The organism is Saccharopolyspora hattusasensis (assembly GCF_050972075.1).
GTDB classification, from domain to species: domain Bacteria; phylum Actinomycetota; class Actinomycetes; order Mycobacteriales; family Pseudonocardiaceae; genus Saccharopolyspora; species Saccharopolyspora hattusasensis.
Genome location: NZ_JBPCDC010000001.1, coordinates 7,036,184 through 7,051,890 on the forward strand (window position 1 = coordinate 7,036,184; position 15,707 = coordinate 7,051,890).

A 15,707-nucleotide genomic window follows, 5' to 3' on the forward strand; every position below is an offset into this window, starting at 1 on the left:
CCGACTGGGTGTGGCGAAAGCTGGTGGTGAGCCTGCGGAAACCCGTGGCAGTGTGCTTGATCTGCGGGCACGCCATCGCCATCGAGCTGAAGTTCCTCGACTTCGTAGGTTTCTTCTCAGTCGTGGCGTGGTTGGAAGAGGTGGAGCCGGGCGTAGAGCCAGCCGTCGGCTTCCAGTCCGCTCGGATCCACTCCGGCGGCCGACAACGTCTCCAGCACCCGCGATTGTTCCTGCGCGGAGGCGAACCGGCGCTGTTTGAACATACCGGGTACGGGAACGTTTTCGTATCCCAACGCCGCTAGGCCGTCTGCAATCGGTTCTATCGGAAACATCCGCAGCACGAAGTGCGCCATCCAGGGCCGGTGCCGCCGGGCGATGCTGGCCAGCGTCCGTTCGCCGACGTAGCCGATGCAGCCGGTCGAAATCACCAGATCCGTTCCGGTGAGCAGCACGCGTTGCTGTTCGGTGGGGTCGTGCGCTTCCAGATCCGCGTGCACCGCATCGTCGAGGAAACCCGCCGCAAGCGCATACGAGAGGGCCGGTTCGGAGTTGTCGAGTCCGACGAATCGGACGTCCTTGAGCTGACTTCGCGAACGAACCAGATTCCGGTCGCGGGCCAGCAACCAGTCGCGATCTGCCGTGCGGGCATCAGTACGGCAGTAATGCTCATTGAGCTCGTCGATCGTGGCGTCACATTTCAACAAAGCCGCGTTGATGCCGTAGGAACAGCCGAGGTCGAGGATGGTAGGCGCGCGAACCCCGTGGGATTCCCGGTATTCCTGGATGACCTTCTGGAAATACGGCTTGGCCAGCTGCGGAATGCAGTAGTCCAGCTCACGCAGCGTGTTGAAGTAGGCGCGTGGATCGGGCTGTGTGTAGATCTGGTCGAGCAAGATCTTTCCGGTGACGTCGAACTGCACGGACCGTCCTCCTCACTTCTGGCAGTCGCCGACTGGTCTGGCGCTCAATCCAGCAGCTGGCCGCTCCGCACCGCGTGTCCCCCAGCGGCCAGGTGTGCAGGTAGCACCCGGCCGAAGATCTGCCGCGTCCGCGACACGCTGCTGCTGCCCGCTGCCATGGTGCCAGCATGCTCGCTGAAGGCGGAGATCGCCGTATGGCCAGCCGTTTCGCCTTGCACCGGTGTTACTCGGTGTAGCGAGTAACGGCCTTTGAACAGCTGGTGCGCACTCAGCGACCTGCAAGTTTCTTCGGTGACTTCGTGGTGGAGTGCGGTGCTGAGGTCTCGCCTGGCTTGACCTTGACGGAGGTGGCCGTGTCGGCGGTTTCGCCTGCCAGGGCCACGTGATCTGCGGCGCCCGCGGATGAATGGTCGTGATTCATCCCGAACCGCCCTTACGAGGTTCCCTGCCTATGACGTGACCGGTGCATCAGGTCGGCTCAGGGAGCGGGTTGCACCGCGACGACTCCGACGTCCAGGGGAGAGCGGTGGCGGTCGTCGACGGCGCACACCTACTACTACACGGCGAGGAGGCCGGTTGCGCCAGGCGTAGTAACCCGAGTTCGAGACGTCCTGGACGCGGCAGGCGACCTGAACCGGGTAACCCTCTGAAGTCATCATTGCGATGGCCTCGAATATTCCTTTGTGGACACATCCTTTCTCGGGAACTCAGTGGCGCGCTTGGTGACGGCCAGTTCTGTTTCGAGTTTGGCGATGCGCCGGCGAGGAGATCTTTCTGGTCTGTGCTGGTGATACCGGGTCGCTGATCGGTGTCGATCAACTCCTGGCTCCGGCAGAGATAGATCGTCTGACGACGGCATCGAGATCCTGAGCGATCGGACGACCGGCGGCGACCAGGTCAAGCACCGTGCGACGAATGCCGGACATGGTCACCGCCTGTGCCGTGCCAAAACCCAGATTATGGGCCTGACCTGGGTTTTCTGGTTGGTATCAAGAGGCTCGGGTGTACTCGTTGATCAAGCCGCCGAGGACCTTACGGCAGAGGATGGGAGGGTCGTTCGAAATCCCCGTGTGGGAGCGTGCGTAGGTGGGTGTTGGTCGAGGCTCTGATGTGGACGGTGGGTGTTGAAGTGGTCCGCGTACTCACATAGCACCGTCATGGCGTGCCGTTCGTGGTAGATCAGGAGCTGGTCGGTGCATTCCTCGCGGACGGTGCGGACGAATCGCTCGGCGTAGCAGTTCGCCCGCGGTGTCCGCGGTGGGGTCTTGATGACCTTCACATCCTCGGACGCGAGGACCGCCTCGAACTCTGGTGTGTACTTGGTGTCGCGGTCACGGATGTGGAACCGGAATGATGCGGCTCGTTCGCCGAGGTCGATCAGGAGGTTACGGGCGACCTGGGTGGTCCAGGCGCCGGTCGGGTGCGCGGGGACACCGAGAATGTGCACGGTGCGGGTACGAATCTCCGTCACTAACAGGACATGCAGCCGACGAAGACTGATGGTGTCGACGTGGAAGATATCGACCGCCGGCAGCCCGGATGCCTGAGCGCGCAGGAAGCTGCGCCACGAGGTGTCCATTCCGCGCGGGGCCGGGCCGAGGCGGGACTGCTGGAGGATGCGGCGGGTCGTTCGCGCCGCGGACCCCGTCGGCACCTGGCGCGAAGACGACCGTGGCTACGTCGATGCACCACTCGGCCCGTCCTTGACCGACCTGGAAATGCCGAACGCTTCCCTACCCTGCAACTGCGCATCGGCGACCACCGGCCCCACGTCTGCGGCAAGCTCCGCGAGTACCTCCCGCGCTGTAGGAGCTGCAACTTTCTGGATGCCGCCTACGCACGGAAGTTTGCTGGCCCAGCTCGAAGCCGGTCTACGTGACGAGAGCACGACGCTGACCATGCTCTTGCAGAAGTGCTTGCTGTTGGGCGGGCATAGCGGTTCAGAACAGTTGAGGAAGTGGGCGCGGCAGTCAGCGCCCCAACCCCGCACAGGAGTCCGGCAGGGCTCGCCGGAGCTGGTGCTGGTAGGGGCGTGCAAGCGGCCCCGGACGGCGCGCTCGGGTGTTCAGCCGATCAGGTCGGCCCAGGGGCGCTTGGCGAACGTGGTCTGGCTGCCGAAGGGGTCGCTCCAGTCTTCGCCGTGCCGGACGGCGACCAGCCAGGCGCGGTCTTTCTCGCTGTCGCGCATCCGGATCGAGCCGGTGGTCTCCGCGTTGGAAATCCACGCGTCATCGCGACTCACGATGTCCATACGCAGCGCGAACCGGAGCTGGTCCCCGTAGATCACGGCATTTTGGACCGTGCGCATGGGCATCGAGCCGGTACCCCTGGCGATGTAGAAGTTTTGGCCCTTGCGCTGCACCGGCCGACTCCACGACTCGCTGCCCAAACGGCACAGCAGCGGCGTGCCTCGCAAGGCGGGCACGTCGAGAACGTTCTTATCGGTGTCGAACTTGAACTGAAGGATCTCGGATTTGCCGACCGTGTTCTTGGGGGAGAAATCCATGTACTCCCACAGGCCGACCGGGTAAAACCAGTCCTTGTCCTCCTTGCACCAGTACAGCAGGAAAGGCTGGCCGCCGCCCAGCGCCCCTGTCCTGTTGTCCTTGCCCCTGTATTTGAGAAGTGAGCCGCGAGTCCCGGCCTCGTCGTCCTCGGCCTCACGGTGGGCAGTGTCGTCGGTGGCCATAGTCTTCTCCCCCCAGATCGGTGGCAGACAACGGCAATCAGTGCCGGTCAGTGGTTCCCCTGATGGGATACCCGTGTAACGGCGGCAGAATCACCGAGGTACCTGGTCAATGTGCGCCCAGCGGCCGGCGGTGTTGCTCTACGCCGTACTCCCGGGCTCCATCGCGTGTGGCAGGACGTTGCACTTGATCGGGTGATCTCGGGGTCGACAACCGACGAGTGCCAAACGTGCCTCACTCGACGACATGTCGCTGACCAGTGGAAACCCTGTCGTCCCTCCAGATAACTTTCGGCCTCGTGGCCATACCGGTGCAGGTCTCCGCGCACCCCATGAGAACGGTGCGAACTCTGCGAGCAGGTCGGCGAGGTGCAAGTCCACCACGTCCACGCCCTCGCTGAGCTCGATGCGTCCGATCCAAGCCCGTGGGTCACGGTCATGGCCAGACGGCGCCTCAAGACCCTGGTGGTCTGTGCCGGCTGCCACGATCGCATCCACGGGACACGACCAGCCAGCACGTTCACGGCGTGATCACTGGAGAGCCGAGATGCCTGGAAAGCGGGCACGTCCGGTTCGGCGGGGGGCCGCGCCTCTGCCCGGAGTTCAGGCGAACTGAGGGATTCTCAGCGGGAACCCAAGGGTGTTCGGGCTGTGTGGGGCGGTTGGACCCTTGGGTTCGTGCTCAACCCACGGTGTCGTGGTGGGCGCTGTGCAGGAGATTACGGGCGGCGGCGCTGTATCGGATGGCGGTGGTCTCGTCGAGCCCGAACACGGCGGCCAGGTGGAGAGGGTCCGAGGAAAAGGACCCCGGCTTATGGGGCACCTCGCTGCGCGGCCCACCCATCCGAGTTCGGCAAAGACAGCTTTAGCCTGAACCAGTCCCAAGCCAGGCTCTACACCGCGATCGCCCGGCACACCGTGCTCGTCTGCGCCGCCCTCGCTGTCTGCGCCGTCACCGCCGCGCTGCTACGCGACCGCACCAACAGCCAAGCCTCAGAACCAGCACACCCGGACCAGCCCCCACCCGCCGATCCCGGCATGATCCCGCTCACCATCCCCGAAATCAAAGACCTGACCGCCGACACCACACCCCGACCATCCGAACACAACAACCCACTGGGTGAACTGGCACCGCAAGCACCAAGCACGATCACGATGGCACCACAAACGCACCAGACTCGCCCGCGACACCAAGATCACCCAGGTCAGCTAGCGAATGGCTGCTGCCGTACTAGGCACTGATCCGATTAGTCTCAACGTCGATCGGTGGGACCGACCTCACGGACTATCGGTCGTCACACACGTGAGGTGCGCGAGGAGAATGTCGCGGGCGCGCTCAAGGTGCTGGCGACCACGTGCGCCCGCCGTGTCCGCATCCGATGCGCGAAGCGCCTCGAGAATGCTTCTATGCTCCTGTTCGATCGCGAACGGGTCCAGCAGGTGGTTGCTCTGCACCTGGGCAAGGCAGAGCCTCATCTGATTGATGAGCTTGTCGTGCGTCGAGCTCAGCCCGGGGCTTCCAAGCAGATCGACCAGCTCCCGGTGGAACCGGACATCCGCGTCGACGAGTTCGACCACGTCCCCGCTCGTTGCTGCGGCATGAAGGCGAGTGATCTCACGCTCCGCCTTGTCGTAGTCGTGCGCCGTCTCGGCGAGCATCCGGTAGGCGCCGGTCTCGATCACGGCACGAGACAGGTACATGTCGACAATCGCTTCGGGCCGGAACGTCAGGACGCGCGCGGCGCGGTGCGCGGAACGTTCCAGAAGCCCCTCGCCAATGAGCCTCTCCACCGCGACGCGAGCGCTCGGACGGGAGACCCGGAACTGCTGAGCGACGGCGGCCTCGGCCACCCGGTCGCCCGGGCGGATCTGCTGCGTCAGGATCCGTTCGCGCAGCGCAGAGGTCAGCGAGTCCGCGACAGAGACCACATCGAGCTCGGAAAATTCCTCCATCCCTTCACACTAGACGACCACACGCTTGCACAATACATGCATACATGTAATACAGTTACCTGGCTGTCAGAGGGGAGCCGGAATGCGCATCGTGGTCGCAATGGACAAGTTCAAGGGCACGGTCACCGCGTTTGAGGCGTGCGCCGCTGTCGCACGGGGCCTGCACCGGGCGCGCCCGGACATCGAGGTCGTGGAACTGCCGATGGCGGACGGAGGCGACGGGACGCTCGATGTGTTGCTCCACCATGGATACGACCAGTACTTGATCCCGCTCCTCGGCGCGCACGGAGTGCCGAGGAGCGCTCGCGTGGCCCGCCAAGGGAGGACCACTCTCATCGAGGTCGCGGAGATCTGCGGGCTCGGCGCGACCGAGCCCACCGCAGAGATGGCAGAACACGCAGACAGCACTGGTGTCGGCGAAGCGATCGTGGACGCCCTCGACGTCGGTGCATCCGAGATCGAAGTCGCGCTGGGCGGCAGCGCCACCAGCGACGGCGGCGCCGGTATGCTCCGCGGGCTCGGTGCACGGTTCCTCGATGCCCAGGGACGACCGCTCGCCGCAGGCGGCAGTGCGCTGACAGGGCTCGCGCGCATCGACTGGTCCGGACTCGATCCACGCCTCACGACCATTCGGCTCGTCGGGCTCCGCGATGTCGACTCCCCCGTGCTGGGGCCGGTCGGTGCAGCGCGACGGTTCGGCCCCCAGAAGGGCGCCGACAGCGAGGCCGTCGACCGGCTGGAGACCGGACTTGCGCAGTTCGCCTCCGTCGTCGCCCACATGCCCCCGCCGACGGGATTCGTCGCCCCCGACACCCCTGGCAGCGGTGCCGCCGGGGGCCTCGGCTGGGCGATCCTGCTGCTCGGCGGTTCGTTGACCAGCGGAGGCGACCGTATCGCGGGGGCGCTCGGGCTCGACGAGATGATCGCCAGCTCCGACGCTGTCATCACTGGGGAGGGCCGTCTGGATGAGCAAACACTCATGGGGAAATCTCCGGCCGTCGTCATCTATGCGGCACGCCGCCACGCCCGTCCTGTCGCCGCCGTGGCGGGGCAAAACCGACTTGGCGAGGACCCCTCCCGATTCGGCCTAGCCGAAGTGCTCTCCCTCGAATGCCTCGCCAGCGGCACAGCCCGTAATCCGGCGCTCACCGTCACGACACTCGAGCGAGCCGGCGCCATGATCGCCGAAGGCATGGTCCGCCGCATATCCGCCTCCGCCTCCATGATGGCTGTTCCCTCCCCAACGAAAGGACAATGATGTCGTTCACCGAACTCCGTCGGGCTTTCAGAGGCCCCGAGGCATCGATCGACGATCAGATCGAGAGCTATTCGACCGCGCGCGTTCCCTCGTCGCAGCGATGGCCGATCCCTGCGATCAGCCTTGTGTTACTCGGCAACGCCACGGCGATGTTCTTCTTCTCCTTCGGCGCACAGCAGCTGTTCGCCGTCGGGTGGCCGCTGATGCTGCTGCCGATCAGCTATTTCTTCATCGGGGCACTCGTCATCGGTGCCCTGACCATGCGGATGGCCAGCCGCGAGGGCTTGTCACAGGGGCTGCTGTCCCGTGGGCTGGGATTCGGCGCACGAGGCGCTGCGGTGACCTCGTTCATCTACGCGATCAACTTCGTCTTCTACTTCCTATTCGAAGGGACGATCGTCTCCCATGCGATCGCTTACTCGCTCGGGATCGACATCACCTCGATCGCGGGCATCGCGATCTTCGCCGTGGTGGGCCTCGTCACGATCGCACTGGTCTGGCGGGGTATGCACGCCATGTCCGTGCTGCAGAGCTGGGGGTTCCCGATCTTCGTCGTACTGCTGATCTGGGCGATCGTAGCGATGGCCGACCAGCCCGGCGCCGGCGCCTTCGAGTGGGGACCCGTCGGAGTCGGAGGCGGGGCTGGTCTCGCCGCCGCGATGAGCCTCGCCAACGGCCAGATGATCTTCCAAGGACTCATGGCAACCGACTATGGGCGCTTCGCCGCGCAGAAGATCCGATACCGCGGCACGGCCACAATCATGCTCCTCGAGCTCATCCCCATGTTCGCCGTGATCGGTCTGGGCGCGTACTTCGGGGCGGGACTCATCGGCCAGTTCGGCACAGAGAAGGCACAGGATCCCGGGTTCGTTTTCGTACACCTGATGGGGATCGCAGGTGTTGTATTCGTCGTCATCACGCAGATCCGCATCAACGTGATGAATCTGTACGGCGGATCGATCACGCTCGCGGCAGGGTTCGACGTGGTCGCCCACTTCCGGCCAGGTCGTCCCTGGTGGATGTTCGGGGTGTGGGTGTTCGGCGTAGTGTTCTATGCGACCAACGTAATCAACCACCTCAGTACGTTCCTGGCGATCACCGGCGTCCTGACAAACACCTGGGTACTCGTGATCCTCGCCGACTACTTCATCTGCCGTCGTCTGCTCAAACTCGGCCGCTCACACGACATCGAGTTCGCAGAAGACAAGGTGCGGGCGTGGAATCCCTGCGGCCTAATCTCCCTGGCCTCCGCCGTCGCTGTCGGCGCAGCCGGAATCCTCGGGCTATATCCGATTGAGTTTGCGTCGTTCGTCGCGATGATTGTGGGACCCATCCTGCACGTGGTCCTCACCGTCGCCACGAAGGGACGCTTCTACCTCCCAAAGCAGGACGGCGTGATCGAGGCGGAGGTCGCACGATGAACGCACCGCTCGAGAAATCGTGGTCGCCTGCCTGGAGTTGCGACACGCTCGTGTCGCTCCCCGCCAGCTCTGCCGCCGGGGCGACGATCTTCGGGAAAAACAGCGACCGGCCCGCTGGCGAGGCGCAGCCGCTGAGACAGCGCCCTGCACGTCCCTCGAATGGCAGCGTAACGCTGTCGCAGGTCCAAATCGAAGACGCTCCCGCATACGCGCACATCGGATCGTCGCCCTTCTGGTGCTGGGGATACGAATCCGGCGTGAACCAGCACCGTGTGGCGATCGGCAACGAGGCTCTGTTCACCAGGTCCCTCCGCGCACACGTCGAAGCAGCCAGAGGCGGCGCGAATCCCCCAGCCGGGATCCTGGGGATGGAACTGGTCCGTCTCGGCCTCGAACGAGCGGCGACGGCGGCGGAGGCGGTCGATGTCATCACCGGCCTGCTCGAGCGTCACGGGCAATGGGGGTCCGGGAAGTTTGGAGAAGAAGCCGTCACGGGCGCCTACGAGAACTCGTTCCTGATCGCGGACCCCCAAGAGGCGTGGATCATCGAGACCCTGGGCCGGGAGTGGGCCGCGCGTCGTGCGGACGCGGTGGACAGCATCAGCAACGAGCCCTCTATTCGCACCGCATTCGACCGCGGCAGCGACGGACTGCTCGACAAGGCTCGGGAACTGGGCTGGCGCGGTGAGGCGACGCTCGACTTCGCCGCTGCGGTCGCCGATCCGAACGTGCCACTCCAGGTCTCCCGCATCCGGCGCGCCCGCTCCGCGGAGTTGCTCTGGCGCGGGCGCTCGGACGGTGGAGTCGACCTGGCCTGGGTGCGAAGGATCCTGCGCGATCACCTGGAGGATTCCTTCCTCGGTGGCCCTTACTTCGACGCGGGGACACCGGACTTCCACACCCTGTGCATGCACGAGCATCCGTCCGGCTTCACCTGGGGGAACACGGCGTCGTCGCTGATCGCGGAGCTGCCGACGGACCCGGATGAGCTGGACGTGATCTGGTGGTCTGCCGCCACGCCCTGCACTACGATCTATCTGCCGGTCTTCCCCTCCGCTCAGCTGCCGAGCGACTTAACAACACCGCACGAGCTGCCCCTCACATCGCCGGGCCGCTACGTGCAGGAGCGTTTCGACGAGCGCTCGTTCTGGTGGCGCACCCAGCAGGCGCTCGATACGGCGCGGCGCTCCGGACGCTTCCCGGAGGTGCAGCAGTCGCTCCGTGAGCACCTGGACCCCATCGAGCAGGACCTCGAGGAGCAGGTCGACGAGCTCAGGAGCGCATGGCGATCCGACCCGGTTGCCGCCACCGCGCGTGCCGGGCAGATCACGCAAGAGGGCCTTCGCCGGGTGGACTCCGCGACGACGCAGGCGTTTGAGCGTCTCGGACTGGAGAGATCCGCCGACCCGCGCTGGGCGTGAGCCGCCCGGCCCGGACAGCGGGTGCTCGCTGCGCCTCACGCGGGCCGATCAGTATGGGTCCCGTCGCTGATCAAACAAACCGTCGGATCGACGTATCGCGTGATCTGGCGCAGGCTCTGCCCGGTCTTGTCAGGCCAGGCGAGGTCGGCGGCATCACGGCTGGCGTCGGAGGAGTAGGCGTCGTAGGCCCCGATGCGCGAAGTAGGCGGGTGTCGACTTCGCTACGTCAGCCGGTCTGTGTGCGAGGGATGCGGGGGCGCTAAAGCGTGCGCGATCTGGAGGCGCTGGCCTTCCCTGCATCACGCCGCCGCTGCAGAGGAGACCTCGTGGACCGGCGGCGTCACTCGGATCGCCTGATCACACCCCAGCCACCCGAACACAAAACCCACTGGGTGAACTGGCGTCGCAAGCACCAAGCACGATCACGTTGGTTCCACAAACGCACCAGACTCGCCCGCAACATCGACATTACCCAGGTCAGCTAGCGAATGGCTGCTGCCGTACTAGTGCGTACCAGCAGCTGTGACCGAGTGTCCGGTTGATTCTCTTAAGACCAGTCGGCGCTCGAGCACGGTCGTGCGTGTTGTCCCGTTTCCGCTGAAGTAGTCCCATAACTCATTGAAGGCCACAGAAGCAGCGGTGACTGCAGAACCATCGACAGATGAAAGAGATGGTAGGACGTACTCAAGAAAATCCGTGTTTCCGTATCCCATCACCGCGAGGTCGCTCGGAACCCGAAGCCGATGTTCGGCAGCTGCCCGGGTCACGCCGAGTGCAAGCTCGTCGTTGACGCATAAGACCGCCGTAGGCGTCTCGCCCCGCTCGATCGCTTGTGTCATCTCGCGGTAGCCTGCTGCGAATCCGAAATCGTTGATGTCCCATACGATTCCGTGCGCGTCTGGTTGTTCGTCGACTGCGCGGCGGAATCCTTTCAGTCGCTCGCCCGCGAGGTATGAGGTCACGCAGCGCCCCAGGAATGCGATGTGGCCGTGAGATCTCTGTAGAAGTACTCTCGTAGCTTCATACGACCAATGCTCATCGTTGAATCGGACGGTCGGCCAGGTTGCGTCTTCAACGTGTTGGCCGATGACAACGAGCGGTGTCGTTTGGTGCGCGCGCGTCATTGCGTTGATAATTTCGGGCGTATCGAGAAAGTCGCCTGTGGCGAGAATGACTCCGCTAATTCCTTGGTTTTCGACGCCGCCCAGGTAGTCCACAAGAACCCTTGGGTCATGCTCCAAGTCGAAGATCACGGAGGTGTATCCGCGGGACCCGATTTCCGTTCTGAGTGCCCTGACGAGCTTCACGTACCAAGGTTGGGACATGTTAGCGACTACCAGCGCAATCGTCTTAGCGTGGCCACGTCGTAAGGCGGAGGCAGCGCTGTTCACGCGGTAGTTCAGCTTCTTCATAGCTTCGCTAACACGATCCCGGGTGGCTGGCGCGACGAGTTCGGGTTGGTTGATGACGCGTGAAACTGTGGCGATCGAGACGCCCGCCGCCTTGGCCACTTCGTTGACGCCAGCCACCCTCGTGCCCTTCTACTTAGCCGATCGTGATCATCAAGCTTCTCGCCGGCTCGCTTGACTCGCGGCTTCCGCCCGGCGTGGGTCTACCGGGTGCTCCGCAAGAGATATTACCTTGACCTGCATATACGGCCAAACGGGGAGACGGGAGATCACGTCGTGGATCTCTGTCGCGTCAGCGGCTCGCCACAGGCCCCAATTCTCTCGCCGCCCTGGGACGCGCCACATCCGCACGAGATGACCGGACTCAGCGAGCTGAGCGGCCAGGTGGCGCTCCTTCTGGGAAATGCGTTCAATCTCCTCACTGGCCATATCGGATGGCCAGGTGATGTTGATGTTGATCAGGAATTCCATCCTAGCACTTCTCCAAGTATTGACAGACATAATTGGCAGCATTTCGGCCCGGCGCTCCCGTCACGTAGCCGCCTGGCCACACGCCCGAGCCACCAAGGAATAGCCCACGCACGCCTGATCCGGTACTGGCGATGGTCGCGTTAGGGCGGTTCCCGAACAAGCGGTCTGGCAGCATATTGCCGTGGGTGATGTTGCTCCCGGGGAGCCGGAGCTCATCCGCAAGTTCGATGGGGCCAAGGAACCGGTAGTCCACGATATGCTCGTTAAGTCCAGGAAGGTGCTCGTCCAGCACGGCGAGGCAACGGTGTCCGAATGCATCCCGTCCGCCGTCGGTCCAGTAGTCGCGGCCAAGAGAGTGGGGTGCGTGCCATACATTTACACTCATCAGGTGCCTGCCCTCTGGTGCGAGTCCGGGCGATGTCAATGAAGGAATAAGTCCCCACATGATGGGTGAGTCCGACGGGAGGTCTTCGAGCCCGTCCTGAATCGCCTTCTCGATGTAGGAGGTAGAAGGTCCGATTCTGAACTGAGAGCGAAAAGCCCGCTCGGGAACCACGTCAGGCGGGAGATTTCGTACGCTTGGTAGGCCATCCAAGGCCACAGCGAGCTTGAACGCGGAGCCAGTGGGGGGGTTGATAGTGCTGCCTGCGAGGTTGGCGGGACCGTTGTCGAGTAACTCCGTGTACAGCACGGAGGGTTCGACGGTTGAAACGACGACGTCTGCCTCCAGCGTGGTAGTGTCGTCAAGCTTCACGCCTACAGCCCGGCCGTCATTCACGACGATCCGTGTGACTGGAACTCCGGTGATGAAGGTGACCCCTGCCTCCTCGCCGGCGCGGACCATGGCGTCCACGATCGCGCTCATGGAGCCAATAGGTAGCCCGACAGATCCTCGAAGGACCTGCTTGTTCGCGCTGTCCGGGCCGGCGTCTTCGGAAGAAGCCATGGAAATCGGCCGCATGAGGAGGCCAACGCCGGAGCCAGGCTGGGTGGGAGAAACGAGTTGAGCGTTCACAGCGAGCATGGTCAGGATTGATTTGGCTTGATCAGACTTGAGCCGCGAATCGAGTATCTCCTTCAGCGAACCGTCAACCAGTTCGTCAAATAGGCGTCGCTCAGCGGAGTCGCCGAGGTTCTCTCGGATCTGCTTCAGCGGTAGCGACGGCTTCCACAGCGACAAGCCGGTCTTCGCTCCGACCGAGTTCAGAGTGTCCGTAAGCTCTCGGTAGCGGCGCGATTCGCCGCGGGAGAAATGTTCGAGCTGGGTATCTACTTGCGACCTGTCTCGCCAGCCCAGAAATACCATGTCGTCAAACGGCTGGACGAGCGTTATTTCAGGCTTGCAGTAAGTCAAGCCATGCCGTTCCAGCTCAAGCTCTTGCACCACGGCGTATTCTAACGAGCCAGGCGAATTTGTAATCGCCGCATGGTAACCGTGCATATATTCGAAGCTTGCAGCTGGCCCGCCCAGCCGTTTACGAGCCTCCACGACTGTGACCGATGCGCCGCGCTTCGCGAGGTATGCGGCACAAACTAGCCCATTGTGTCCGCCGCCGACGATGACGACACGCCTTGCGGTCATCGCGATTCGCTCTCATCCAACGGCCAAAACGATTCATCGAATAGTCGGAGCCAGTTGCCGCCGAGAACGCAGCTGAGCTCCGAGTCGGTGAGTCCCTCCGCAGATAGCTTCTCTGCGAGCTCGGGGAAGGCCGCCGGAGAGTGGAACCAGGCTGGCCATTCGACGACTGGGGCGTCGGCATCGATGGGTACGGGACTTTCCCTTCCCCATCGCCCTGCTCTCCACCACCTGACGGCTGAGATGTCGTAGCCGGTGTAGAAGTCCGTGCCGAATGCAACGTGGTCGACGCCGAACTTCTCCACGCTCCACAGAACCATCCGGGCGAAGTCGTCGATTGTGGTGTTCAAGCCGTCTCGTAGCATCCGTGTGTACGGGCTGAGACCGATGACACCTCCACGGTCGGCGAGTTCTCTGATGACCTGCGTGGACTTTGGGCGTCTGTTCAGCTCCACGCCGGTGCCGACGTACTCCAGTGGATTGGCGTGCGTGATGGCGACCGGACGAGAGCTGTAGGCGATGGTGTCCAAGCAGGTGCGCTCGGAGCAGTGCGAAAGGTCAATCAGTACACCCACATTGTTCATCTCTCGTACGAAAGACGTTCCGACGTGCTTTGACAGCCCAGTGTTGTGGTCCTCCCAGCAGCCTGCGGCGATGCTATTTTGGGTATTATAGGTGAGTTGCATGATGCGAACCCCGAGATCCGCGAAGATTCGGATCAAGCGAACGTCGTCCTCCAGCGGCGCCGTATTCTGAAACCCGAAAAGGACGGCTGTTTTGTTCGCTTGAGAGATTCTCCGAATATCTGCGGCGGATCGAGCAAGTTCGATCAGATCGTGATTCTCTGCAAGAAGGTCATTCCATTGTCCGAGGACGGAGAGTGTCTCTCGCGCGGTCTCCCAGACCGCTAGCGTGACGTGAACGCAGTCGATGCCACCTCGATTCCATTCAAGGAAACGCTCCCGGCTAGGTCGGCTGTACTCAAGGCAATCCACTACAAAGTGATTCGTGATGCTCATTTTCTTCCTGTATCGTTTCTGCTCGACATCCGTTGGGATGTCACCGTGCAACGAGTGCAAATGGGTCGACGGCGGAGGCAAAGTCCTGAACCACGGTCTTTGTCTGCGTGAACTCCGCGAGCCCCTCCAGGCCGTTCTCGCGTCCGATCCCGGACTTCTTGTAACCCCCGAACGGCGTACGCCAGTCCATCCCTCGGTAGGTGTTGATCCAGACAGTGCCGGCTTGCAAGAACCGCGCCGCCCGATGTGCTTTGCGTTGATCGGTGGTCCAGATCCCCGCTGCAAGTCCGTACTGCGAGTCATTTGCGAGGCGTAGAGCCTCGTCGAGCGAGGAGATCCGCTGAACGGCCACGACCGGTCCGAATACCTCCTCCCGGCACACTTCCATATCCGGCTTGACCTCGGTAAGGATCGTCGGCCTGACCCAGTAGCCATTCCTCAGGGCGGGATCCGACGGGCCGTCCTCGTCTCCCAAGATCCTCTGCGCGCCGGCAGCGAGGGCGCGCGCGATGAAGCCCTTGATTGAGTCCCTTTGTCGGGCCGTAGCGATGGGTCCAAGATGAGTCGCGGGATCGAAAGGGTTACCGACTACTAGCTTCGACGTGTGCTCGACAAACCGTTCCAGAAACTCGTCGAACACCTTTTCATGGACCAGAAGACGCGACCCTGCGACACATGTCTGTCCACTGCCGCTGAAGACACCCTGAGTTGCCGCTACGACGGCGGACGAGAGGTCCGCGTCATCGAGCACGATATGCGCGGACTTCCCGCCCGCCTCGCACACGAACCGGCCCATCCGACCACTGACGATCGCGCCGATGCGTTGAGCAACAGTGGTACTCCCGGTGAAGGTCACAAGCTCCACTCGGTCGTCCGATGCGAGCTGACCGCCTTCGCGTGCGTCTCCCACGACGACGTTGAGCACACCGCGCGGAACACCCGCCTCCAGTGCCAGTCTCGCCAGCTCGATAGTCGAGCCGGGGGCGAGGGCTGGAGGCTTCACCACGACACAGTTGCCTGCAGCTAGCGCCGGAGCGATCTTCCAGGATCCCAGCGAGTACGCGCCGTTGAAGGGAGTGATTGCAGCGACCACCCCAAGCGGCTCCGCTCTGACCACTGCGTCCTTCGTCGGTCCGAGACTGACGAACGTGTCCCGTCCCGTCTCGAGCGCCGCCGCGTAGTAGCGGTACCATCGGACGCCATAGGAGACTTCTCCGCGGGTGACGGTCAGAGGCTTGCCGGTAGCGAGTGTCTCCAGGACCGCCAAGCGCTCGGAGTTGCGTTCGATGAGGCCACCGAGTTCGACGAGTACGGCGGCACGCTCCTGAGTGCTGAGCTCCGGCCAGCCTGAGTGCTCGAACGCCGCCGCTGCCGATCCAACGGCAGCCTCGACACTGTCCTCGGCGACGACAGCGCGTCCCCATACACGGTCGGTGGCCGGGTCTCGCAGGTCCACCTCCCCGGTGGCGCCCGGCCAATCCACTCCATCAACGAAGGACCGGAAGCTAGTCGGATAGGCGTGAACATTTAATCGTGCAGCGAGGTTGTTAGCCTCGGCCATATTCGTTCC

12 protein-coding genes and 3 pseudogenes are annotated in these 15,707 nt (G+C 63.4%); 5 read left to right on the plus strand and 10 right to left on the minus strand.

Annotated features, from left to right (window positions below; genetic code table 11):
• Window positions 1-116: 116 nt before the first annotated feature.
• The 4 genes and pseudogenes from ACRXBZ_RS33895 to ACRXBZ_RS33910 form a co-directional block, all read right to left on the minus strand.
• On the minus strand, window positions 117-920 hold the full coding sequence (locus ACRXBZ_RS33895; protein WP_433882538.1) for a class I SAM-dependent methyltransferase: 804 nt from the start codon (window positions 918-920) through the stop codon (window positions 117-119).
• A gap of 44 nt (window positions 921-964) precedes the next feature.
• Window positions 965-1,180: pseudogene (locus tag ACRXBZ_RS33900) on the minus strand (HalD/BesD family halogenase); the annotation flags it as partial.
• A gap of 755 nt (window positions 1,181-1,935) precedes the next feature.
• Window positions 1,936-2,574: an integrase core domain-containing protein gene (locus tag ACRXBZ_RS33905; protein WP_433882539.1), complete on the minus strand. Its 639-nt coding sequence runs from the start codon at window positions 2,572-2,574 to the stop codon at window positions 1,936-1,938.
• 411 nt (window positions 2,575-2,985) lie between these two features.
• The gene (locus ACRXBZ_RS33910; RefSeq protein WP_433882540.1) at window positions 2,986-3,609 is read right to left on the minus strand and encodes a hypothetical protein; all 624 of its coding nucleotides are present in this window, start codon (window positions 3,607-3,609) and stop codon (window positions 2,986-2,988) included.
• Window positions 3,610-3,960: 351 nt separating this feature from the next.
• Here ACRXBZ_RS33910 and ACRXBZ_RS33915 point away from each other — a divergent pair.
• Together ACRXBZ_RS33915 and ACRXBZ_RS33920 are read left to right on the plus strand one after the other, a co-directional pair.
• Window positions 3,961-4,137, plus strand: a pseudogene (locus tag ACRXBZ_RS33915) (HNH endonuclease); the annotation flags it as partial.
• Between the two features lie 315 nt (window positions 4,138-4,452).
• A pseudogene (locus ACRXBZ_RS33920) lies at window positions 4,453-4,819 on the plus strand (IS701 family transposase); the annotation flags it as partial.
• A 65-nt stretch (window positions 4,820-4,884) separates the two neighbouring features.
• Here ACRXBZ_RS33920 and ACRXBZ_RS33925 read toward each other — a convergent pair.
• Window positions 4,885-5,559, minus strand: coding sequence for a GntR family transcriptional regulator (locus ACRXBZ_RS33925; RefSeq protein ID WP_433882541.1), 675 nt, complete (start codon window positions 5,557-5,559; stop codon window positions 4,885-4,887).
• An 82-nt stretch (window positions 5,560-5,641) separates the two neighbouring features.
• On the opposite strand from ACRXBZ_RS33925, the gene ACRXBZ_RS33930 reads away from it, so the two are divergent.
• From ACRXBZ_RS33930 to ACRXBZ_RS33940, 3 genes are all read left to right on the plus strand, one after another.
• On the plus strand, window positions 5,642-6,817 hold the full coding sequence (locus tag ACRXBZ_RS33930) for a glycerate kinase (RefSeq protein WP_433882542.1): 1,176 nt from the start codon (window positions 5,642-5,644) through the stop codon (window positions 6,815-6,817).
• Complete coding sequence (locus ACRXBZ_RS33935) at window positions 6,817-8,238, plus strand: purine-cytosine permease family protein (protein ID WP_433882543.1); 1,422 nt, start codon at window positions 6,817-6,819, stop codon at window positions 8,236-8,238. The genes ACRXBZ_RS33930 and ACRXBZ_RS33935 overlap by 1 nt, the downstream gene beginning before the upstream one ends.
• Before the next feature lie 257 nt (window positions 8,239-8,495).
• Window positions 8,496-9,659: a peptidase C69 family protein gene (locus tag ACRXBZ_RS33940; protein WP_433882544.1), complete on the plus strand. Its 1,164-nt coding sequence runs from the start codon at window positions 8,496-8,498 to the stop codon at window positions 9,657-9,659.
• Between the two features lie 503 nt (window positions 9,660-10,162).
• Here ACRXBZ_RS33940 and ACRXBZ_RS33945 read toward each other — a convergent pair.
• The 5 genes from ACRXBZ_RS33945 to ACRXBZ_RS33965 are packed head-to-tail and all read right to left on the minus strand — an operon-like array spanning window position 10,163 to window position 15,698.
• A complete protein-coding gene (locus ACRXBZ_RS33945) occupies window positions 10,163-11,188 on the minus strand; it encodes a LacI family DNA-binding transcriptional regulator (protein WP_433882545.1) in 1,026 nt (341 codons plus the stop codon).
• A gap of 33 nt (window positions 11,189-11,221) precedes the next feature.
• Complete coding sequence (locus ACRXBZ_RS33950) at window positions 11,222-11,539, minus strand: muconolactone Delta-isomerase (protein WP_433882546.1); 318 nt, start codon at window positions 11,537-11,539, stop codon at window positions 11,222-11,224.
• Window position 11,540: 1 nt separating this feature from the next.
• Window positions 11,541-13,121 (minus strand): phytoene desaturase family protein, encoded by a 1,581-nt coding sequence (locus ACRXBZ_RS33955; protein WP_433882547.1) that lies wholly within the window; start codon window positions 13,119-13,121, stop codon window positions 11,541-11,543.
• Window positions 13,118-14,137 (minus strand): membrane dipeptidase, encoded by a 1,020-nt coding sequence (locus ACRXBZ_RS33960; protein WP_433882548.1) that lies wholly within the window; start codon window positions 14,135-14,137, stop codon window positions 13,118-13,120. Before ACRXBZ_RS33960 ends, ACRXBZ_RS33955 begins: the two co-directional genes overlap by 4 nt.
• A 40-nt stretch (window positions 14,138-14,177) precedes the next feature.
• Window positions 14,178-15,698, minus strand: coding sequence for an aldehyde dehydrogenase family protein (locus tag ACRXBZ_RS33965; RefSeq protein WP_433882549.1), 1,521 nt, complete (start codon window positions 15,696-15,698; stop codon window positions 14,178-14,180).
• Between the last annotated feature and the right edge of the window lie 9 nt (window positions 15,699-15,707).

What these genes read in the sequence shown, in the direction of transcription:
- ACRXBZ_RS33925 (WP_433882541.1), bottom strand. Translation starts at nt 5,559, where the DNA reads ATGGAGGAATTTTCCGAGCTCGATGTGGTCTCTGTCGCGGACTCGCTG.
- ACRXBZ_RS33965 (WP_433882549.1), bottom strand. Translation starts at nt 15,698, where the DNA reads ATGGCCGAGGCTAACAACCTCGCTGCACGATTAAATGTTCACGCCTAT.
- ACRXBZ_RS33935 (WP_433882543.1), top strand. Translation starts at nt 6,817, where the DNA reads ATGTCGTTCACCGAACTCCGTCGGGCTTTCAGAGGCCCCGAGGCATCG.
- ACRXBZ_RS33950 (WP_433882546.1), bottom strand. Translation starts at nt 11,539, where the DNA reads ATGGAATTCCTGATCAACATCAACATCACCTGGCCATCCGATATGGCC.
- ACRXBZ_RS33930 (WP_433882542.1), top strand. Translation starts at nt 5,642, where the DNA reads ATGCGCATCGTGGTCGCAATGGACAAGTTCAAGGGCACGGTCACCGCG.
- ACRXBZ_RS33955 (WP_433882547.1), bottom strand. Translation starts at nt 13,121, where the DNA reads ATGACCGCAAGGCGTGTCGTCATCGTCGGCGGCGGACACAATGGGCTA.
- ACRXBZ_RS33960 (WP_433882548.1), bottom strand. Translation starts at nt 14,137, where the DNA reads ATGAGCATCACGAATCACTTTGTAGTGGATTGCCTTGAGTACAGCCGA.
- ACRXBZ_RS33910 (WP_433882540.1), bottom strand. Translation starts at nt 3,609, where the DNA reads ATGGCCACCGACGACACTGCCCACCGTGAGGCCGAGGACGACGAGGCC.